This window comes from Sphingomonas sp. P2_B6 (assembly GCF_056404755.1).
On sequence record NZ_JBFUDK010000022.1, the window covers coordinates 1 to 21,461 of the forward strand.

At 63.3% G+C, this 21,461-nt stretch carries 16 protein-coding genes and 1 pseudogene; 7 read left to right on the top strand and 10 right to left on the bottom strand.

Going from position 1 to position 21,461, the window contains the following annotated elements; genetic code table 11:
• The 3 genes from AC1DX5_RS22285 to AC1DX5_RS22295 all read left to right on the top strand — a co-directional run.
• A partial coding sequence (locus AC1DX5_RS22285; RefSeq protein WP_478017424.1) for a GcrA family cell cycle regulator occupies nucleotides 1-490 on the top strand: 490 nt, incomplete at its 5' end.
• 102 nt (nucleotides 491-592) lie between these two features.
• The gene (parE, locus tag AC1DX5_RS22290) at nucleotides 593-2,572 is read left to right on the top strand and encodes a DNA topoisomerase IV subunit B (RefSeq protein WP_478017425.1); all 1,980 of its coding nucleotides are present in this window, start codon (nucleotides 593-595) and stop codon (nucleotides 2,570-2,572) included.
• A 71-nt stretch (nucleotides 2,573-2,643) separates the two neighbouring features.
• On the top strand, nucleotides 2,644-3,039 hold the full coding sequence (locus AC1DX5_RS22295) for a hypothetical protein (RefSeq protein WP_478017426.1): 396 nt from the start codon (nucleotides 2,644-2,646) through the stop codon (nucleotides 3,037-3,039).
• Nucleotides 3,040-3,083: 44 nt separating this feature from the next.
• On the opposite strand, the gene AC1DX5_RS22300 is transcribed toward AC1DX5_RS22295, so the two are convergent.
• From AC1DX5_RS22300 to AC1DX5_RS22320, 5 genes are read right to left on the bottom strand one after another with little or no spacing between them, the layout of a single operon-like run.
• On the bottom strand, nucleotides 3,084-3,338 hold the full coding sequence (locus AC1DX5_RS22300) for a hypothetical protein (RefSeq protein WP_465172755.1): 255 nt from the start codon (nucleotides 3,336-3,338) through the stop codon (nucleotides 3,084-3,086).
• On the bottom strand, nucleotides 3,335-3,862 hold the full coding sequence (locus AC1DX5_RS22305; protein ID WP_478017427.1) for a GNAT family N-acetyltransferase: 528 nt from the start codon (nucleotides 3,860-3,862) through the stop codon (nucleotides 3,335-3,337). The genes AC1DX5_RS22300 and AC1DX5_RS22305 overlap by 4 nt, the downstream gene beginning before the upstream one ends.
• Entirely contained in the window at nucleotides 3,859-4,650 is a 792-nt protein-coding gene (locus AC1DX5_RS22310) for a LysR family transcriptional regulator (protein ID WP_465172753.1), read from the bottom strand. Before AC1DX5_RS22310 ends, AC1DX5_RS22305 begins: the two co-directional genes overlap by 4 nt.
• Nucleotides 4,647-5,045 carry a Co2+/Mg2+ efflux protein ApaG gene (gene apaG, locus AC1DX5_RS22315; protein WP_465172752.1) on the bottom strand — a complete coding sequence of 133 codons (399 nt, stop codon included), beginning with the start codon at nucleotides 5,043-5,045 and terminating at the stop codon, nucleotides 4,647-4,649. Before apaG ends, AC1DX5_RS22310 begins: the two co-directional genes overlap by 4 nt.
• Complete coding sequence (locus AC1DX5_RS22320; protein WP_478017428.1) at nucleotides 5,042-6,247, bottom strand: trans-sulfuration enzyme family protein; 1,206 nt, start codon at nucleotides 6,245-6,247, stop codon at nucleotides 5,042-5,044. Before AC1DX5_RS22320 ends, apaG begins: the two co-directional genes overlap by 4 nt.
• An 83-nt stretch (nucleotides 6,248-6,330) precedes the next feature.
• On the opposite strand from AC1DX5_RS22320, the gene AC1DX5_RS22325 reads away from it, so the two are divergent.
• A complete protein-coding gene (locus AC1DX5_RS22325; RefSeq protein ID WP_478017429.1) occupies nucleotides 6,331-7,620 on the top strand; it encodes a phospholipid carrier-dependent glycosyltransferase in 1,290 nt (429 codons plus the stop codon).
• 7 nt (nucleotides 7,621-7,627) lie between these two features.
• Here AC1DX5_RS22325 and AC1DX5_RS22330 read toward each other — a convergent pair whose 3' ends face one another.
• The 4 genes from AC1DX5_RS22330 to AC1DX5_RS22345 all read right to left on the bottom strand — a co-directional run bounded on the left by AC1DX5_RS22330 (nucleotide 7,628) and on the right by AC1DX5_RS22345 (nucleotide 13,324).
• Nucleotides 7,628-8,731: a glycosyltransferase family 2 protein gene (locus AC1DX5_RS22330; protein WP_478017430.1), complete on the bottom strand. Its 1,104-nt coding sequence runs from the start codon at nucleotides 8,729-8,731 to the stop codon at nucleotides 7,628-7,630.
• On the bottom strand, nucleotides 8,728-9,774 hold the full coding sequence (leuB, locus tag AC1DX5_RS22335) for a 3-isopropylmalate dehydrogenase (protein ID WP_478017431.1): 1,047 nt from the start codon (nucleotides 9,772-9,774) through the stop codon (nucleotides 8,728-8,730). Before leuB ends, AC1DX5_RS22330 begins: the two co-directional genes overlap by 4 nt.
• Before the next feature lie 84 nt (nucleotides 9,775-9,858).
• Entirely contained in the window at nucleotides 9,859-10,485 is a 627-nt protein-coding gene (recO, locus tag AC1DX5_RS22340; protein ID WP_465172746.1) for a DNA repair protein RecO, read from the bottom strand.
• Nucleotides 10,486-10,528: 43 nt separating this feature from the next.
• Nucleotides 10,529-13,324, bottom strand: coding sequence for a DUF3857 domain-containing protein (locus AC1DX5_RS22345; protein WP_478017432.1), 2,796 nt, complete (start codon nucleotides 13,322-13,324; stop codon nucleotides 10,529-10,531).
• An 818-nt stretch (nucleotides 13,325-14,142) separates the two neighbouring features.
• Between AC1DX5_RS22345 and AC1DX5_RS22350 the strand changes: the two genes are divergently transcribed.
• A complete protein-coding gene (locus AC1DX5_RS22350) occupies nucleotides 14,143-15,000 on the top strand; it encodes a helix-turn-helix domain-containing protein (protein WP_478017433.1) in 858 nt (285 codons plus the stop codon).
• A 718-nt stretch (nucleotides 15,001-15,718) separates the two neighbouring features.
• Nucleotides 15,719-18,838, top strand: a complete 3,120-nt coding sequence (locus AC1DX5_RS22355; protein ID WP_478017434.1) for an HD domain-containing protein — start codon at nucleotides 15,719-15,721, stop codon at nucleotides 18,836-18,838.
• A 623-nt stretch (nucleotides 18,839-19,461) separates the two neighbouring features.
• Here the strand turns inward: AC1DX5_RS22355 and AC1DX5_RS22360 are convergent.
• A pseudogene (locus AC1DX5_RS22360) lies at nucleotides 19,462-19,746 on the bottom strand (helix-hairpin-helix domain-containing protein); the annotation flags it as partial.
• Nucleotides 19,747-19,958: 212 nt separating this feature from the next.
• On the opposite strand from AC1DX5_RS22360, the gene AC1DX5_RS22365 reads away from it, so the two are divergent.
• Nucleotides 19,959-21,341 (top strand): PI-PLC domain-containing protein, encoded by a 1,383-nt coding sequence (locus tag AC1DX5_RS22365; protein WP_478017435.1) that lies wholly within the window; start codon nucleotides 19,959-19,961, stop codon nucleotides 21,339-21,341.
• The last annotated feature ends 120 nt before the right edge of the window (nucleotides 21,342-21,461 follow it).

A 21,461-nucleotide genomic window follows, 5' to 3' on the forward strand; every position in this document is an offset into this window, starting at 1 on the left:
GGCCAAGCCGGCGCCGCCCAAGGCGCCCGAGCGCGCGCCTCAGCCGGCCCCCGCCCCCGCGCCGATCGCCGCCAAGGTCGAGATCGACGAAGAGGATGAGGACGACGACGGCGACACCGATGCGCCCGTCGTCGCGGCGCCCGCTGCGCCGCAGCCGATCATGCGCTCGGTGGGCCCCGGCGGCTTCCTCCGCCAGGCACCGGGCGAGCAGCAGGCGCCGATCACCCCGGCCCCGCCACGCCGCCTCGTGCCGGCCAAGCCGTCGGCCGACATGGCGGGCAAGACCACCCTGCTCGATCTCAATGACAAGATCTGCAAATGGCCGCTCGGCCATCCGGGCGAGCCCGACTTCCATTTCTGCGGCGACAAGGTGAACCCGGGCTTCCCTTATTGCGTCGCGCATTGCGGCCATGCCTATCAGGCGCAACTCCCGCGCCGCGATCGCCGCCCGCCGCCGCCCCTTCCCTTCGGCGGCCCGCGGGTCCGCTGATTCAAACCCCTCTCCTCTCGTGGGAGAGGGGACAGGACCACCCTTCTCCCGGCGGGAGAAGCATTCTTGCGCTCCTGACTCACCGGACCCTATAGCTCTTCCATGGCCGAAGACCTTTTCGCTTCCTCATCCAAAGCAACCGCCGATTACAACGCCTCCTCGATCGAGGTGCTGGAGGGGCTCGAGCCCGTCCGGCGGCGGCCCGGCATGTATGTCGGCGGCACCGACGAACGCGCGCTGCACCATCTCGCCGCGGAGGTGCTCGACAATGCCATGGACGAGGCGGTCGCGGGCCATGCGACGCGGATCGAGGTCACGCTCGAGCCCGGCAACCGGCTGACCATCGTCGACAATGGCCGCGGCATGCCGGTCGATCCGCATCCGAAATTCCCGGACAAGTCGGCGCTCGAAGTGATCATGTCGATGCTGCATTCCGGCGGCAAGTTCGAGGGCAAGGCGTACAGCACGGCAGGCGGCCTCCACGGCGTCGGCGTCAGCGTGGTCAACGCGCTCTCGTCGGACACGGTTATCGAGGTCGCGCGGAACAAGGAGCTGTACCGCCAGCGTTTCTCGCGCGGCATCACGCTCGGCCCGCTCGAATCGCTGGGCGGCACGCCCAACCGGCGCGGCACCTCGGTCAGCTTCGTGCCCGACGAGCAGATCTTCGGGCCCGAACTCCACTTCAAGCCGGCTCGGCTCTACAAGCTCGCCCGCTCCAAGGCCTATCTCTTCGCCGGCGTCGAGATCCGCTGGAAGTGCGCGCCGGAGCTGATCGGCGACGATACCCCGCCCGAGGCCGTGTTCCAGTTTCCCGGCGGCCTGGCCGATCATCTGCGCGAGCAGATCAACGGGCGCGAATGCGCGACCGCGGATTTCTTCACCGGCAGCCAGGAATTCGCAGAGGGCAAGGGCCGCGTCGAATGGGCAGTCGCCTGGCCGTTGTGGAGTGACGGCAGCTATAGCTGGTACTGTAACACCATCCCGACTCCCGATGGCGGCACGCACGAGGCGGGCCTGCGCGCGGCGCTGGTGAAGGGCATTCGCGGCTTCGGCGAGCTGGTCGGACAGAAGAAGGCCAAGGAGATCGCGGCCGAGGACGTGATGACCGGCAGTGAGCTGATGCTCTCGGTCTTCATCCGCGATCCGCAATTCCAGAGCCAGACCAAGGACCGGCTGACCTCGCCCGAAGCCGCCCTGCTCGTCGAAAAGGCGATGCGCGACCATTTCGATCATTTCCTCGGCAACAATATGGAGCGCGGCAAGGCGCTGCTCGGTTATGTGCTGGAGCGGATGGACGAGCGCCTGCGTCGCAAGCAGGAGCGCGAGGTCAAGCGCAAGACCGCGACCTCGGCGCGCAAACTGCGACTTCCGGGAAAGCTTACCGACTGCTCCGCCGACGATCCGACGGGCACCGAGATTTTCATCGTCGAGGGCGATTCGGCCGGCGGTTCGGCCAAGCAGGCGCGCGACCGCAAGACCCAGGCGATCCTGCCGATCCGCGGCAAGATCCTGAACGTCGCCTCCGCCACCTCGGCCAAGATCCTCGCCAATCAGGAAATTGCCGACCTGATCCAGGCGCTGGGCTGCGGTACGCGCAAGGACTGCATCCCCGACAATCTGCGCTATGAGCGCATCGTCATCATGACCGACGCCGACGTGGACGGGGCSCATATCGCGACSCTGCTGATSACCTTCTTCTWCCAGGARATGCCGGAACTGGTCCGGCGCGGGCACCTCTATCTCGCCCAGCCGCCGCTCTACCGCCTGACCGCCGGCACGAAGAGCCTCTACGCGATGGACGACGCCCACCGCGCATCGATCGAGGCGAACGAGTTCAAGGGCAAGAAGGTCGATGTCGCGCGCTTCAAGGGCCTTGGCGAGATGAACCCGATGCAGCTCCGCGAGACGACGATGGACCCCAAGACCCGCGGCATGCTGCGCATCACCCTACCCCAGGAATATGAGGAGCGCGCGGTGGTGAAGGATCTGGTCGACCGGCTGATGGGCAACAACCCGGCGCACCGCTTCGCCTTCATCCAGGAAAATGCCGCGCGCATGGACGAGGACGCGATCGACGCCTGATCCAGGGAGTCCTCCCTTTGTATCGAGCTGGATCGGGCGTAACAGTCCGGCGACACAGTTAGGATCCGCCAATGCACCGCGCGCTCGCTACCGCCCTTCTCCTGATCATGACCCCCGCCGCCGCGCAGACCGTGCCGTCCGCGACCACGGTCGTCGCAGACCCCGCGATGGAGGCCCGCGCGAAGGATGTGGTCGCGATCCTCGGCGGCAAGGGCGACTATGACGCGGTATTCACGGCCGCCTTCCGGACCGCCGTGCCCAAGGACCAGTTCGATACGGTGACCGCACAGCTCGTCGCCGCCTCGGGCCCGGTGACGGGCGTCGAGAAGCTGACCCCGGTCACGCCGCTGAGTGGAACGCTGCTGATCGGCTTCGAACGTGGAATCGCTACGATGCAGATCGCGCTGGACCCCGCCGCGCCGCACCAGATCGCGGGACTGCGCGTAACCGGCGTCACTGCCCGCTAGCCCCCAATCCAGCTCGTCCGGCCTCGCCCGTGGGCGATGCGCGATCAGTCCTTCATGCGTTGCTGATGATAGCGCGTGCGCAGCGCTATCGCCGCGAGCATGTTGAGCACGCCCAGCGCGAGCGCCGCCATGGGGATGGCCGACGGCATCTGCGGCGCCCATTTGCTGCGGGCGATGGCCAGCAGCGCGCCTAGCAGTGCAAAGGCCACGCCGGTGTAGCGCAACGGACTGGCGACATTCCGCAACTCGCGCCGATAGGCGGCGCGCTGAACGGGGTCGGTCAGGTCGGGCTTGCTCATCTGTTTGTCCATTCCTCGGCGAGCATGCCCCAGATGAAGCTGTCGCGGACGCCGATATGCGTCTCCCATTCGCCGCGCAGCCGCCCTTCCAACGTGAAGCCGAGCCGGGTCAACAAGGCGTTGGAGCCGGCATTGTCCGGATCCGTGTCAGCCATCACGCGGCGATGCCCTTCCTCCACGAACAGCAGGTCGAGCAGCCGGCTGACGGCTTCGCGCGCATAGCCATGGCCCCAGTGGCGACGCAGGATCATATAGCCGATCTCGCTGACCCCGGCACGCCTGGCGCCGGCGGCGAGCGTGCCGGTCACCTCGCCGGTCCCGGCCAGAGTGATCGTCCAGCCGCGCCAGTCGGCTTTGTCATCGCGTGGCGCGAGATAGGCGCGCGTCTCTTCCAGATCGGCGTGCGGCGCGCTGGACCAGTATCGCATGACCGTCTCGTCACGATAGGCCTCGTGCAGCGCCTCGGCGTCCCCGACGCCTTGCGGGCGCATCGCCAGACGGTCGCTCGAGAACGTCTCGCTCACGCCGTCAGCGCGTCGACCAGCGAGCGCACCTTCTTCTGGCGCCATTGCGGCAGGGGCGCGACGATCCAGTAGCCGAGCGCGGATGGCCGGGCATCGCCGATGATGACCACCCGCCCCGAAGCCAGGTCCGCCGCCGCCAGCAGCTCGGGCACGGTCGCCCGGCCCAGCCCCTGCGCCGCGGCGTCGATCGCGAGGCCGGCATCGCCGACTCGCACGAGCGAGACGTCGGGGTCGTTGAGACAGCCCGGCCAGGAGATGCGCGTATCGATGCCGCCGCCGGGCCGCTCGATCGTGACCATGCCCTCGGATTCGAGCGCTTCGCCCTCATGCTCGCCAGGTCCATCGCCCCAGCGGATCGCCAGATCGAGGTTCGCCTCGGTGAAGTCGACGTCATCGTCGGCGGAGACCAGCACGAAGCGCAGCTCGCCATCGGCGCGGGCGATCTCGGCGAGGCGCGGCATCAGCCATTTCTCGGTCAGGTCGCGCGGGGCGGCGATGGTCAGCGACTTGGAGGTCTGCCCGGCCTGCATGGCGCGGACGGCTTCCTCGAACTGGAGGAAGCCGTGGCGGAGCGCGGCAAGGCCCGCCTCACCCTCGGGCGTGAGTTCCAGGCCCTTGGTGGTGCGGCGGAACAGGACGACGCCGAGCGTGTCCTCCAGCGCGCGGATCTGCTGGCCGACCGCCGCCGGCGTGACGGCAAGCTCATCGGCGGCGCGGGTGAAGGACAGATGCCGCGCGGCGGCGTCGAGCACGCGCAGGCCGTTGAGGGGAAGATGAGTCCGCTTCACGCGCCCACCGCCGGCGCGAGGAGCGCGAATTTGGGGATATCGACCTCGAACGCCGATCCGTCCTCGCCGATCATGTGATAGCTGCCCTGCATCGATCCGGTCGGCGTCGCCAGCGGGCAACCCGAGACATAATCGAAGCTGCCACCCGGCGCGATCAGCGGCTGCTCGCCGACCACGCCCTCGCCCTCGACGGTATGGCGCGCGCCGCGGCCGTCCGTGATGATCCAGTGGCGGGTCAGCAGCTGCACCGCCATCGGCCCCTCATTCTCCAGCCGGACATGATAGGCCCAGAACCAGCGGCCGCGGCCCGGCTCCGACTGTTCGGGAAGATAACTGACCGAGACGCGCACGATCACGCCGCGCGTCTCCGCGACATTGGGGAAAAGTGCCTTCACAGCCCCACCGCCCGCAGCGCGCCATCGAGATCCTCGATCACGTCCTGCGGATCCTCCAGGCCGACATTGAGGCGCAGCATGCCCTCGGTGACGCCCATCTCCAGTCTCTTCTCCTCCGCCACGCCCGAATGAGTGGTCGAGGCAGGATGAGTCATCAGCGAGCGCGAGTCGCCGATATTGTTAGAGATATCCACCAGGGTGAGCGCATCTAGCAGGCCGTGCGCCTGCTCGCGCCCCTCGACCTCGAACGCGAAGATCGGGCCGCACGCGTCCATCTGCGCCATCGCGAGATTGTGTTGGGGATGGCTCGGCAGGCCTGGGTGGAGGATGCGCGGCACCCGCGTCTCCAGGAATTGCCCCACCTTCAGGCTGTTCTCGCTCTGGCGGCGGATGCGCAGGTCGAGCGTCTCCAGGCCCTTCAGCACCACCCAGGCATTGAACGCGCTGAGCGTCGGGCCGGTATTGCGGGTGAAGGGCAGCAGCGTGTTGTTGATGAAATCCTCGCTCCCGCAGACAGCACCGGCGAGCACGCGGCCCTGCCCGTCCATCATCTTGGTCGCCGAATAGGCGGTGACGTCCGCGCCGAACTCCATCGGCCGCTGCAGCGCGGGCGTGGCGAAGGCATTGTCGACGACGCTGACGATGCCGTGCGCGCGGGCAATGTCGCAGACCGCCTTCAGGTCGACGACGTCCATCGTGGGGTTCGCGGGCGTTTCGAAGAAAAAGACCTTGGTCTCGGGCCGGACCGCGTCGGCGAATTGCTGCGGATCGCGTGCATCGACGATGGTCACCCCGATGCCGAACTTCGGCAGCAAGGTGTCGGTGAGCCAGCGGCACGAGCCGAACGCGGCGCGACCCGCGACGATATGGTCGCCGGTCTGGAGCTGGCAGAGCAGCACCGCGGTCATCGCTGCCATGCCGGTCGTCATCGACCGGCACGCCTCGGCGCCTTCGAGCAGTGCGATGCGCTCCTCCAGCATCTGCACCGTGGGGTTCTGAAGGCGCGAATAGGTCATGCCGACCTGTTCGCCCGCGAAGCGCGCCGCGGCGTCGCCGGCGCAGTCATAGGCATAGCCCGAGGTCAGGAAGAGCGCTTCCGAGGTCTCGCCCCATTCGGAGCGCGCGGTCCCGCCGCGCACGGCCTGGGTGGCGGGGCGCCAGTTGCTGGTGATCGAGCGGTCTTGTCCGGTACGGCGTTTCATGCGGGACGCTTTGCCGGGACGGATTGCCCTGCGTCAATGGGCGACTCTTGAAAGGACGCTGCCGAAGTGGGAATGGCACGGTAATGACCACCGAGTCGCAGCCCCGCCCGTACCGCGCCGCCGCGATCATCGGCTTTGTCGCGCAGTTGCTGTTCAGCTTCCGACTCACCACGCCGCACAAGCTGGTGTTCGACGAAACGCATTATGTCGCGGCCGCTCGCGTCCTGCTGCAGTTGAGCGGCCCGTCGAACATCGAACATCCCTTGCTCGGCAAGGAACTGATCGCGCTCGGCATGCTGATCTTCGGCGACAACAGCCTGGGCTGGCGGATCATGTCGACCTATGCGGCGACCGCGGTGGTGCTCGGCATCTTCGCGATCCTGTGGATGCTGTTCGGCCGGGTACGCACGGCGACGATGGGCGCGCTGTTCGTACTGCTCAACATCACCGTGTTCATCCAGGCGCGGATCGGGATGCTGGACGGCTTCATGGCCGCGTTCGTCGTCACCGGCATCGCCGCCCTGCTCTGGGCGATGCGGGCACCACCCGGAAAGACCTGGCCGCGCTGGATCCTCGGATCGGTGCTGCTCGGCCTGGCGGTAGGCACCAAATGGGCGGCGGTACCCTATATCGCCTATGCGGCGGTCGCGCTTGTCGCGATCCGGCTGCGCGACGCCCGCGCGCGCAGGCGATCGATCTATGCCGCGCTCAATCCGGGCGACCAGACCTATTGGCCCGGCCTGCCCGTGGTGCCCGCGCTGTTCGCGCTCGGTGTGGTGAGCGTCGCGGTCTACAGCCTCACCTTCCTCCCGGCCTTCTTCTACGCCCAGTTCCCCCTGACGGCCGACGGCTTCATCAAGTTCCAGATGCAGATGTACGCCTCGCAGACCCAGGTCCTGCCACCGCACACCTATCAGTCCAGCTGGCCGACCTGGCCGCTGATGATCCGGCCGATCTGGTATCTGTACGAGTCGGTCGACGGGGCGATGCGCGGCATCCTGCTGGTCGGCAACCCGGCGATCCTGTGGGGCGGCCTGATTGCCGTGGGCGCCTGCCTTTACGCATGGCAGCGCGACGGATCTGCGAGGATGCTGGCCGTCGCGGCGCTGTGGATCGCGTCTTACGCGATATGGGCCATCATCCCCAAGTCCTTGGGTTTCTTCTATTATTATTACCTGTCGAGCATCTTCCTGGCGCTGCCGCTGGCTGCTGCGTTCGACCGGTTCGGCAAAGGGCGTTATGCGCATTGGGATGAGGGTTTTCTCCTGCTCGCCTTTTGCCTGTTCGTCTATTTCTACCCGATCATCGCAGCGATGCCGTTGAGTGATCCGCAGGATTTCCGCTACTGGATGTGGTTCCCGACATGGCCCTGAACCCCGGTCAATAGCGCCCCCAGGTGAAGCGCGAGGACAGCGCATAGTTCCACACCGCGCCGACCAGGATGCCCGCGAGCGCGGAGAAGGCCCAGGTGTCCGACCGCGCGTCGTAGAGGAAGGCCGCGACGCCGACATTGGCGATCGCGCCGACCGAGCAGACGGCGCAGAACGACACCCAGCCCTCGAACAGCTGCTTGGCGCCCTTCAGGCGGCTGTCGCGATAGGTCAGCGCGTTGTTGAGGAAGAAGTTGAAGGTCATCGCCACGCTGGTAGCGATGATCGTCGACACCAGGAAGCCGACATGCAGTTCCTTGAACAACGGCCCGAGCACGAGGAAATGCACGCCCGCGCCAAGAGCCCCGATCGCCGCGAACATGGCGAAGCGCACCGGCACGACCCGCCCGAACATGCGGTCGTAGATCGCGATCAGATATTCCATCGCGACGACGTGATCGAGCTTGCTCTCGCCCTCGGTGCGCAGGCGGAAGGTGTAGGGCAGCTCGACGAACTTCAGCGGCCGCGGATTGGCGGTCATGATGTCGAGCAGGATCTTGAAGCCGATCGCCGACAGATGCGGTGACGCCTCGCGCACGATCTGCGTGCGGATCATGAAGAAGCCGCTCATCGGATCGTTGAGATCGGCCTTCAACACCTGGCGCGAGAGCTTGGTGGCGAAGGCCGACTTGGCGACGCGGTCATGATCCCAGTCGCCGGTGCCGCCACCCTCGACGAAGCGCGAGCCGATGACGAGATCGAGGCTCTCGTCCTGCAGCAGGCGGTCGAGCATGGCCGGCAGGATCGTCTCGTCATGCTGCATGTCGCCGTCGATCACCGCGACGATCGGCGCGGCGGTGGCCGACATGCCCTCGATACAGGCCGAGGAAAGCCCGCGCCGTCCGATCCGCTGGATCACGCGGACGCGCCGGTCGAGCCGGGCGATCTGGCGCGCGACGCCCGCCGTGCCGTCCGGGCTGTTGTCGTCGACGAAGATCGCCTCCCACTCGCGCCCCCGGAGCGCGGCGTCGAGCTTGGCGATGAGCAGCGGCACGTTGCCCGCCTCGTTGAAGGTCGGGATGACGATCGCGAGATCGAGCAACGAACCGGTCATGCAAGCGCCGCCAGCACTGCGTCGGCCATGCCGCGGGTCGACAGCGTTCCGCCGAGATCAGCGGTACGCGCGCCGTTCGCCAGGGCAGTCGCGACCGCCGCCTCGATCCGGTCGGCGGGCTCGGGCATGTTGAGCGAGAAGCGCAGCATCATGGCCGCCGAGAGGATCGCCGCGGCCGGATTGGCCTTGCCCTGCCCGGCAATGTCCGGCGCGCTGCCATGGATCGGCTCGTACAGGCCCTTGCCCTGCGCATCGAGCGCGGCGGAGGGCAGCAGGCCGATCGAGCCGACGCACATGCTCGCCAGATCGGAGAGGATGTCGCCGAACAGGTTGCCCGTCACGATCACGTCGAACTGGCCCGGATCGCGCACCAGCTGCATTGCCGCATTGTCCACCAACATGTGAGTCAGCGTGACGTCCGGATATTGCGCCGATGTTTCGATCACGACATCCCGCCACAATTGCGACGTTTCCAGCACATTGGCCTTGTCGATCGAGCAGAGCTTGCCGCGCCGGCGCTGGGCGGCCTGGAAACCGGAATGAGCGATGCGCGAGACCTCGCTCTCGTCATAGCTCATGATGTCATAGCCTTCGCGCAGCCCCGTCGCGGTGGTGCGCATGGCCTTTTCGCCGAAATAGACGTCGCCGTTGAGCTCCCGCAGGATCAGCAGGTCGATCCGGCGGGCGATCTCCGGGCGGAGCGAGGACGCGTCCTCGAGCCCCGGAAAGAGCTTGGCGGGGCGCAGATTGGCGAACAGCGTCAGTTCCTTGCGCAGGCCGAGGATCGCCTGTTCGGGGCGCAGGCCGCGTTCGAGATTGTCGCAGGTCGGATCGCCGACCGAGCCGAACAGGATGGCGTCGGCGCGCTTCGCGAGGTCCAGCGTCTCGGGCGGGAGCGGGTGGCCGGTGGTGTGATAGGCGATGCCGCCGACCAGCCCTTCCTCGAACGACAGGCCGAGATCGAGCGTCTCCAGCACGCGACGTGCCTCCGCGGTGACTTCGGGGCCGATGCCGTCTCCGGGCAGGATCGCGATCAAGGGCATTCAGACGTCCTCCAATAGTTCCGTTCGTGTCGGGTAGCGACCGATCCTTCGGCGCGAGCGCGCCCTTGCCTCAGGCGCGGGGACTCACGCAACCGCCCTTTTCAACCGGTCGATCAGCCGCGCGCGCGCCGCGAGGGTCTCGGCGCGGCGATCGGTGAGGACATCGCTCTCCAGCGCCTCCCCGGTGACGCGCAGCGCGGTGAGGATGTCGGGCCAGGCCGCCTCGCCGCCGGTGCGCAGGATATCGGGCAGGTCATCGGGTTCGAGCCCATAGCCGAGCTCGGCGAGGAGCAGCAGCTCGTAGCGGGCGAGCGCGACCGCCCAGCCGCGCGCGGCGGGCGCCGCCTCGATCGCGCCGATCACCCCGCCCAGCGCCGCGTGGAGGCGCGGATAGGGCTGCGCCTCGGGCAAGGCCGTCGCGGTCAAGGCCGTCACCCATTCGAGCGCGGCGGCCGGCAGCGGCTCGGCGAACAGCGGCGCGCGGCTGCGGATGAGCTCGACCGTGAGGCCGGCGAGCTGATCCTCGGTGCGGGCGCGCCATTCGCCCAGGATGAGGTTCGCCGGCTGCAGGATGGGGCGAATGGCGCGCGAGCGGCCGCCGCGGACATAACCCGCCTGCAGGCCGTGCGCCGCGGTGAGCGCACGGACGATCGCGCCGTGCTCGCCATGCTGGCGGATCGCGAGGACCAGGGCTTCGGCGCGCAGATGCATCGCAGCGCTGTAGTCGCCCGGGCCCGGTCAGGGGAGGACCAAATCACGGGACGATGCCGTATTTGGCATAGGTGCGGTCGATCTGCGGCGTCATCATGCGCGCGGCCGCGAGGTCGCCCTCGCTGGCCTTGGCGTCGCCCATGCGCTTGCGCACCACGCCGCGCATATACATGCTGGCGGGCAGGCCCGGTTCGAGATCGAGCGCGGCGTTGAGATCGCTCAGCGCATCCTCGAAGCGGTTCATGCGGAAATAGACCATCGCCCGGCTGTCCAGGATCGACTCCGGCGAATCGCTCAGCTCGATCGCCTTGGTGCAGTCCTTCAGCGCGGTATCGAGCATGACGTTGAGCGTGCCCTTCACCCAGCAGCGCGCGTTGAGCAGCACCGGGCTGCCCGGGGTCGAAGCGATGGCGGCGTCGATCGTGGCGATGGCACCGTCCTTGTCGCCGGAATCGCCCAGAATCTCGGCCTTGGCGGCCATGAAATTGGGCTTGTCCTTGCCGCCTTCGTCGATGCGCTGATCGAGCAGGGTCAGCGCCTGATCCTTCTTGCCATTGTCGGCGAGCAGGGAGGCGAGCTGATTGATCGCCGCGCCCGACGCCGGATCGACCTTGCGCGCCGCGGTGACGTCGTCGAGCGCCTTCGCCTTGTCGCCGGTCGCTTCGTAGAGGCGGGCGCGCCACAGGTAGAAATCGACGCTGGGATCGATCGCGATGGCGCGGGTCAGGTCCTCGATCGCGGCGCCGCGATCATAGATGCGCTCCAGGAACCAGGCGCGGTTGCGATAGGGCTCGGCCTTGTCGGGCTCGTCGGCGATGCCCTGCCTGTACTGGGCGAGGATCGGATCGAAGCGCTTGGCCTTCTTGCCCTCGGCGACGATCTGCCAGGGCGCGGCATAATTGGCGGGGGCGACGACGCGCAGCAGATGCTGCTTCGCCTGATCGAGCCGCTGGCGTTCGGCGCCGATGTCGGCGACCGCGATCTCCGCACCGGTCGACATCAGATCGTCCTCGGTGGTGACCCAGCCATTGGCCAGCGTCGTCGTGCGCTGCAGCTTGTTGCCGGCCAGCGTGGCCGACAAGGTCTGATTGCCTTCGAGCGTGAAGCCGGTGCCGCCATCGGGCAGGCGGATCTTCGTGCGGATCACGAAATGATGCGGATCCTCGGTCGCGACCGGGATGTCGCGCCAGGCCGGGCGAGTCCGGTCGGGCTGGAAATTGAGCTGCGTGACGGCGCGATCGAGCGCGTCGCGATAGCGTTCATTCTCCTTGTTCCAGTCGGGATAGGCGACGCCCGCCGCGTTGAGCGTCGCGGTGCCGGCAGCATCGTCGAAGCTGATGCTGCGCGACATGACGGTGGGATTGTCGAGATAGGGCCCGATCATCTTGCCGGCCATCTCGGTCAGCTGATCCTTGCTCGCCTGGAGCGAGCCGGCGCGGAACAGCTCGGCGAGCTGGCCGCGCACCGTGATCGCGGCGCGGAACGGCGCGGGGAAATTGACCCCGGCGGTCTCGTCGAGCTCGATCTCGGCGCGCAGCTCGGGCCGGGCGCCGGGACGAAGCGGCACCGGGATCAGCCCCGAGCCCGCCACGCGCACGGGCAGGACGAAGCGGAAGGGCGGCGCGTCATGCAGGTCCTCCAGCCGCGCGCCGCCATCGGTGCCGTCGAGCCACAAGGCCTCGCCCGCCACGGTCGCGCGGACAAAGACATGGTCGAAGGCGCCGGGGGTCGGCAGGCGATCCTGCAGCAGATCGCCGAGCTGGCTGCTCGCCAGCACCGGCTCCGCCTCGATGCCCAGTTCGTGCAGGATGGTCAGCAGCAGCAGCGTCTTGGCCTTGCAGTCTCCATAACGCAGGTTCCAGGTCTGGGTCGGCGTCTGGGGCACGTAATTGCCGCCATCCATGCCCTTGAACAGATAGCGCACCTTGCCCTGCACCAGCTGGAGCGCGAGCGCGGTGCGCTTCAGCGGATCGGTCTCGGCGGCCCTGATCTTCGCGATCTCGGCGGCGAGCGGGCTGCCCGCCGCGACCAGCCCGTCGGTCGCATAGAGCGGCGCCATCACCTTCGAGATGGTGTTCCAGCTGTCGAAGCTGGTCGCCTCGAGCATCGGCGGGCGGCGGAAGCGCGCGGGCGCGTCGGCCGGCATCTCGGCCTGCTTGGCCAAAGGCAGCGCGATGGTCAGCTCGCGATAGCCGCCGGCGGTGGTCAGCACGGGCTGGGCGGTGCCGATATTGGCCTTCCAGTGGATGTCGACATCCTGCGGCCAGATCAGCCGGCTGCGGGCGAACTGGATGCGCAGCGGCTCGGTGGGGAGCAGGGCGAAGGCCTGGACATTGCCCTTGAGCGTCGCATCCTTCTCCGTGATCGAATAGCTCAGGTGCAGCACGTCGCCGACGCGCAGGCCCTCGACCGCCATGGTCGCGGTCAAGGTGCCGCTCAGCATGCGCTGCTCGAGCTGCTCCTCGCGCCGCAGCACCGAGAAACGCTCCCCGGCGGCGAGCAGATCGATATGCTCGGCGCCGCGGATGATCTCGGCGCGGTGGACGATCAGGTCGCCCTTGTCCGGCGACCATTGCAGCTTCACCGTGCCGAGCGAATCCAGGATCTGGGTCGAGCCGACGCGCGCCGCGGTTTCGACATAGGCCGTGACCTGCCCGTCCTTCAGCCGCTGCTGATTGTCGAGGATCAGATAGACGGGGGAATCGTCCTTGACGGCGGCCGGGTCGATCGGCGGCGCGGGCTTCACCCAATCCGGCAGCGGGGCGTAAAGCGGCTTGTCGCCCGCATGCGCGACGGAGCCGGCTGCGAGCAGCGTGGCGAAGAAGATAGGCCGAACCATGATATTACCCCTTGTGCCCCGCGACTCTAGCGCAGCGCGCCGAGGCGACAAGCGGGGGCGAAAAGGATTTTTGGTGCGGGGATTCGGTGCCGGGCGGCTCGTCGCCGGGGAGCGGCGGGGCCTGTGCGACTGGCCGATGGCGGGAAGCATGAAGAGCGCCGCCTGAACGACGGGGGACGATGGYGCCCTTCCCTGTGGCTCAAGAACAGCGACAGTAAAAACGGGCGGTGCGGCCGGAAAGGCGGCAGTAAAACACCTATTATGCCAGGACACGTCGACCCCGATTTTTTCGGATGCCTGCCCGATGGAGCAAGACAAGCGGCAGAAGAGCCGGTGCGCCGGCGCGGTGCGCGGGAAATTTTGCAGTCCTCGGCGCGCAGGACCCGGATCGAGTAGATCACCTATAGTTGCCGATTTATGAGAACCGGTTGCAGGGACTAGCGGTGGTCGCGCGGCGCTGGACGTCAGGCACATGAATTGGGATGGTGTCTTGCGCGCGCCGTGTTTCGGCGGGATGGCGCCGGTGCGCGGGGCCGCCATGACGGCGCGGGACGATCGGGCATAGTGCAGCGCGGCTTCGATGGGCGGCAATGGCGGCTTCATGCGACGGTCCTCCTCGGCGGTGACGCTGGCATCGCTGGCGAGACTATTGAATCGACCTCGCGTCGCCGGGGCCAGGCAGGGCCTTGAAGGCGAGGCGCAGGCGGGAGCTCATGCGCTGCGGCGCCATTATCGCCGCCCTTCTCGAAACATTTGTGAAGAAAGCCGGATTCGCCTAGCGGAATGGCGCAAGAAACTTCATCGACTGAGCAACATCTATGTCGAACCTGAAGATGGATTTCCGCCAGCCCCCTGCCCGGCTGGCCGATCATTTCTCGTTTTTCTACCATTTCGAGCAGGACGACGATCGTTTCGAGGGCGTCGACCGCGCCGATTATGCGCAGTTCCGCTTCATCCTGCGCGGCGACAATGCGCGCTATCGCTTTATCGACGGCACCGAGCAGGCGATGCCGGACATCTATGTGCTGGGCCCCACCACCGGATCCTCGAGCCTGAGCTGCGACGGCGCGGCCGAGGCGATCGGCGTCGGGCTGATGCCGCTTGGCTGGGCGGCGCTGGTGCCGATGGACGCCTCGGCGGCGGCGAACCGGCTGTTCGATGCGAAGGATCTGTTCGGCCCCATCGTGACCGAGGTGTACGAGAAGCTGCGCGCCACGCCGGATTTCGATGCGCGCGTCGCGATCCTGGAGGAGATGCTGGTCACGCTGATGACGCGGCAGAAACCGGGATATCAGGCGTTCGTGGGCAAGGTGAACGCATGGCTCGCCAGCGCCATCGCGCCCGACATCGACGATCTGGTCGAGCTGACCGGCCTTTCGCTGCGCCAGGTCCAGCGCGGCTGCAAACGCTATTTCGGGTCGCCGCCCAAGGTGCTGGCCCGCAAATACCGGGCGCTGCGCGCGGCGGTGGCGATGACGCACCGCGACCCCGAGCTGGACGAGCTGCTGGTCGACGGGTTCTACGACCAGTCGCATGTGACGCGGGAAATCAAGCATTTCACTGGGATGACGCCGCGGGCGTTTGCGGAGAATCCGACGGAGCTGAACCGGGAGATTGCGAAGCGGATTGCGCTGGAGCGGGGGAATCCGATCGGGCGGAGTGGGGTGATTACTTGAGGTGGGTTGGGGTGGCGGCTGCTCCGATGGGCAGCGGTATGCACTGGCACCGCCGTTATCAGCTTGAGCGCGATCGGCCGTTCACCGCCTCGCCGCCAGCAGTCGGATTCGAGAGGATTCGCTGCTGGGTAGCTTCTTTCTCCCGCTGTGTCATCGCAGCCTTCCGCTTATGCTTTCCAAGACCACCCGCGCCAGATCCGGGTACAGCCATTTAGCGTTTTTGCCAGAACTTCCGGATCGGTCGCCCGCACATCGCACCACTTGATCCTGCGTCGCCGTCCACCCACAGATGCGCGTCATCTTGTCAGAAATGTGTAAACCGGCATAAATCGTCATCGGTCATCCCTCCTGCCTTGAAGCACCTGCTAGGCGGGAGGAGGGCTACCTCAATTGCGCAACGTCACCGAATATCCAGCGGTCATGAGTGGACATCGCAAGGCGTGCCGGGCAGCACGGCGGTCGCTAAGCCGTTCGTTGCCCCAGCTGGTGGCTGCCATGCCTTCTTTTTTTGGTTGTATCGGACCAGGCGGTCTGAACTGGATTGGGTGATGGTCTGCCAATGTGCCTAGGCTTAGGCAAACTACGTGTACTGCTCGCAGCGCAACTTCTGGTCTAAATAGTGAACCGAGATTCGGAGGCGCTGGGTGGCACTGCATCTCGCGCACTTGCATCCACCCATGTCTTTAGGCGATTGTTCACGGTGTCGAAGGGGAGACTAATGACCGAACTGCCATTCACCGCTGCTGAGAATCGTGCCCTACCGGCTACGAGTTTGCCGGCATTTCCCATCAATATGCATGATGTTCGCGCCAAGGTACGAGCCATCTTGGATAATTGGAAGTCCGGCGGACTCTTTTACGAGTACACTGATCATAGCTTTCAGCACGTGGTTGATATGCTCGATATGTGTGAATGGATCATCCCCGGAGAAACCCAGGATATCATGACGCCGGCCGATTGGTTCATGCTCGTTGTTTCAATATATTTCCACGATATCGGTCTTCTCGTCACTAAGCGTGAGTTTGAGACACGAGCGAGCAATCCGGATTTCAAATCCTTCTTGGTGAATCCGGTGCTGGATGCCGATAAAAACCGTGAATACGAAGCACGCCTGGCTCAGATGTCTAGAGATGCGGCCGACGCGATCCGATACCAAGATTTTGTGAGATATTCGCACGGCAAACGAGTACGAGCATGGATCGACGGCACCCATCTGGACGATGCAGACGCGTCACAAGAAATGAGAACCGCGATTGCAGCATTACTGGATAAACTTGACCCAGCACTGCGAAAGGACTTGGCTCTTTTATGCGAGAGTCACACCTTGAGCTCTATCGATGACACAAACGTATTTAAATACGATCGTCCATATGGCTCCAAAGCTGAAACCGCAAATCTACAATATGTTGCGGCCATTTTACGAACGGTTGATTTATTGCAGATTACGCATAATCGAGCCCCGAGCATTCTCTATCAATTGATAAACCCGAGCGATCCCACGAGCCAAGTAGAATGGAAAAAACAGAACGCAGTAAAAACTGTTCGACCAAAGCCTGCCCGCAACCGAGATGGCGCCGTAACAAACGACATTCCGCCAAATACGATTGAGGTTCATGCTAATTTCAAAGAGCCCGATGGCTTTTTCGGGCTGACTAGATATATTACCTATGCGGAAAAGGAGTTGTCTGCGACCTACGCTGCTTTAGAAAAGTCAAAAAAACATAGAATCGAGTCGTATAGCTTTAACTGGCGGTTTATTGACGGCAACGACATAGAGACAGATGGCTTCCTTCAACAATCTTTTGAGTTCGAACTCGACCAACACAAGATTCTTGATCTACTTACTGGGCATACCTTATACAATAATTCGACTGTCGTTCTTCGAGAGCTAACGCAGAACGCTTTAGATGCCGTCAGACTACAGTCTAATATTGACAAGACAAACTCTGAGGCGACTGGGCATGTGAAGATCTTTTGGAAATCTGAAACGAGAAGTCTTATTGTCGAAGACAATGGTACTGGAATGTCGCAGGAGATAGTAGAGAAACATCTATTAAAAGTCGGATCCTCTCGGTATCAGGATGCAAAGTTTAGAGAACATCATCCTGATTTTCATTCAATAAGCCGTTTTGGTATCGGCGTATTGTCAGCCTTTATGGTTTCTGATGACGTCGAGATAACAACTTGTAGCCCCGACGACGAGCAAGCCCGACGTATTGCGTTGCGGTCTGTGCACGGAAAATATCTAATAAAACTTTTAGATAAGTCGAAGGACAGAGATGAGCTGCCAATGTATCCGCACGGCACTTCAGTTAAGATAGTACTTCGACCAACGTCTGAGATTGGTGACATACTAAAAGTTGCTCGGCAATGGCTAATGTTTCCGCGTTGCAGGGTTTTGGTGTATATAGATGAAAACGAACCCGTTGAGGTCGGTTATGATAGTCCTGAACAAGCTCTCCGAGCTTACATAGATACGTCGTTCCATAAGGGCCGCTTTAAGAAAGAGTACGCAGTTAAGCAATACAGTTCAGGTGGGACGACGCTCGCATTTGCAGTCGCCAAAGACGAGCTTTTTAAAGATTGGGGCCTAGTAGATATTGCGAGAGCGCGAGCCGAGCGTGACGACGAGAGTGTTGTTATACCGGTTGCGACTTGTGTGGAAGGTGTTGCAGTCCAACAAAATACTCCGGGGTTTCAAGGTATAAGTTTTCTAGCGGTGGCTAACTCAATAGGTCGGACTGCGCCACGCACTAACGTTGCGCGTTCGGCATTGGAAGACACGGAGGAGTACCGCGATCTGCTTGCCGCCGTTTATAAGATGTACGCGGACCATGTTAGTGCTGAAATGAAGCGCCTAGCTACAGATGGCGGTTATTCCCTCTCCCRCGCGGTTGGGGTCGGACCGTTTATTTCTTCCCCGCTCACATCACCATCAACTCCCCCCGCAAAGGGAGACCTTTTGGGCGAGGCGCTTAGCTGTATACCTTTCGTGCTATTGGAAGAAGCCGAAGGAAGAAAGAGTGTGTCTCTCGACAATCTTTCGAAGCTGCCGGGCTTCCACACTGTAGTGTCCCCGCTTTATCGCTCGATCGAGTATTTTGTACGCGAAGCTCCTGCAGACATATCTACGCAGAAGCTGCTAAATTCCCTCGGCAATCTGGGTCAGGCTGCCCCTGGTTACCCGGTACTTTGTAATCTTGGAGCAGGCTCGTTCTACGTCGATGAAAAAATTCGTGAATTGTTTCAGATCGACGGAGTCACTGTCAGTGCCGAAACTCGCTCCATAAATCTCCATTGGCGAAGAATAGACACTGCCGACGCGATCTGGATTTCCATGGTTTCGGTTTTTGAGATGCTCCGGCAGGACGATCCTAAATTCGCTAACCTAATTAGCGAAGGTCGAGATCGTCTGCGAGCGGGCCGTTCTACAGGGGATCGGATATATATTCCGATTGGGGACGTATCGCTAAACGGATTTGATGAAGAGGGCGCTTTTGTTCTGGGAGGAGAGAAATACCTCCTTCCCGGAACGCACCTTGCTACTCTACTTGCCGAAGAGTTCAACAAGATAGATGAGAATCGTCTTAGGAGGCTAGGTTCTATGCTTCTTGCTCTCGACGTACTGAGGGCCCAAAATTGGGGATGGGAGATTATGAACGAGGACTTGATGGCACGGGCAGTTAATGCCCTTTCTGGTGTTCCAATGGCACAATACATTGATCAACAGAGCTTCTTGTCAGCTATTCGCAACACCTCTGGAAAAATATTTGATCCGTTCGCGTGGGACAAGCGGAGTGGGTTCGGCTTAGCAGGAGTGGGTCTCGATGACTACTGAGGGATTTCTTCTTGAGAGATATAAATATATTCTTGAACAAAAAAGATCTCTAAATACCGTAACATTCAAAATAGTTTCAATTTTCCAGCTTGTAGTCGCAGCTGTAGCGTCAGCGAATTTTACTATCGTTAAGTCGGTCCAAGGCGCAGAGATCGACGTATCATTTGCGAAGCTGGCCATAATAGCGTCGTATATTGCGTTTTTGATTTCGACTATAGCTTGCATACTACTACTTTTAGGAGGGCTGGCATCGTGGTTGAGCTATCGGCGTGACGAAGCTGACGTAGAAATCAAAGTGCATGGAGCCGCCCGAGAGGGCCCGAAGCTGCAATCCCTGTTCCGTTGGTACGAGACGTACGTGTCTCTAACGTTGTTTGCCGCGATAGTTGGTTATTCATTGGCTTTGCCGACCCTCCTCGATCGATGTTATGTCATTAAACCAGTTCAAGGAACCAAAATATCGAAGCCGCATTAGTTCGGGATTTTAATTATTTAGGCAAGGCATAGGCTGCTAGCGCTCTAACGCATCTTGGTTTTCGGAACCTCGACCTCAAATTGAAAAGGTCGTCCGGATCTAAAGTGTGCCTATCGCCCGGAACAAGGTCGGAGTGACGTTAGAATGTTTAGCCTTCGCCCGGAAACACGCTGCCCACCCCTCCCCTACCGTCCATGATAAAATCATAAACCTGCCGCGCCACCAGCGCGGAGACGCCCGGCGCCTTCTGCAGATCCTCTAGGCTCGCCTTGCGCACCGCCCGCCCCGTGCCGAAATACATCAGCAGCGCTTTTTTCCGCGCAGGCCCAATCCCCGGGACCTCGTCCAGCGCGCTCGTTCCGATGGCCTGAGCGCGTTCTGCGCGGTGGGCGCCGAGGCCGAAGCGGTGGACTTCGTCGCGCAGGAACTGGAGTTAGAACAGGGATAACGGCGACAGTGCATTCAACCCAACAGGCAAAGCCGAACGGCAACGCCTGGCCGAGTAATAAAATACGCCGTCACCACATCCCGCCGCAGCCACGAGCGCTGTTCGCCCTTCCACAACAATCCTCGATAACCGTGGGATCGACTTCCCGATTCCAATTTCGTGTGCGAAACAATCTGCCCTGGCGAGAGGATAAGATCATGGTCGCGAAGGGTATCGATTATTATCTTTACTCGGCTTCGGAAGATCTCCGTACCGATCTGGCCGTGCCGAAGATTCATCGCTCACACGGCCCCGAGGCCAATTTCAAGCACAACAACTTCCAGGTCCAGTCGGGCAACATCCCCGATCCGCTCAACTATACCGGCAGGCTCGAATGGGTCACGACCGATCGCGGCAAGGAGATGATCAGGCATTGGCAGAACATCAGCTCGCTCGACGGCAACCTCTACACCGGCACGATGCACAATATGTTCAACTCGCCGCCGCGGATCGGCAATCCGACCGTGTGCTGGGGCCTCTACGACGCGGGAGCGGGCGTGATCTCGGGGATGACCAACCAGCATCAGTTCTACGTCTATGCGACGCGCGATCAGCGCCGCTGGATGGGCGATCTCGCGAAGCGCAATCCGCGCGTCGCGCGCGGGCCCTTCGCCCGGTTCGCATTGCCCGGTTCGCATGATGCCGGCATGTTCGACATGCGCGCGGTACGGAAGGTGGTGCACAATCCCGCGTTCGTCCTCGCACTCGGCGCGGCGATGGGCGTGGCCGCCGCCGCGCTCGGGCCGCGCGCCATCGCCAATCTCGCGATGACGCAGAAGGACAATATCCGCACGCAGCTCGACATTGGTACCCGCTATTTCGATTTTCGCCCCGGCTGGATGCATCCCGCGATCCGCCCCTTTTTCGGGAACACGCTCTACCACCAGCACGGACTGGTCCCCGGATATCCCTATGTGGATTTCCTGGTGGACGTGCTGCGCTGGCTCGAGGCCAATCCCGGCGAGATCGTGGTGGTCAACCCGAACACCCAGGGCTTCGCCGCCGATGCGATGGCGCCGACTGCCCAGGCCGTGCGGGACGCGCTCACTACCGCGATCGACAGGATCAACCCGGCCCCRCGGATCGCCATCGGCAGGTCCGCCGATCTCGTCAGGAGCTACGATGCGCTGATCCGCGACAATACCCGCCTGATCTTCGCAAACGAGATCGAGAACGGGTCGCGCTTCTACAACAGCTGGAGCGGGGCCTATGCCACGTTGCAGCCGGCCCCGATCATCAAGGCGTTTGAGGGCATGAGGCGCGACATGCCGGCGGGCGCCAACCATGTCGTGATGCAGATGCAGGCGACGGCGACCAAGATCGGTGCGGTCGTCGCGGCCTCAGTCGTCACGTCGAGCGACGCCTCCTCGCCCCTGCTCGCGACCAAGCCGGTGATGGATACGGCGACGAATCCCTGGCTGCGCGAGCATGCCGCCAAGCGGCTGTCGCCGGATCACCTGCTGGTGTTCCTCAACGACTTTGTCGACAATTGCATGGTCGAGACCGCCATCATGGTGACGGAGCAGCGCGCGCGCGATTGAGCGCGGGCTCCGCCGTGCCCTGGTCCAGCCTGCCCTCATGGGCGGGGCCATCGCCTATGAGCGCACCGCGTTTGGTTCGGGCCTGGCGAAGAGGAAAAGATGGTTCACGCGGAGGCGCGG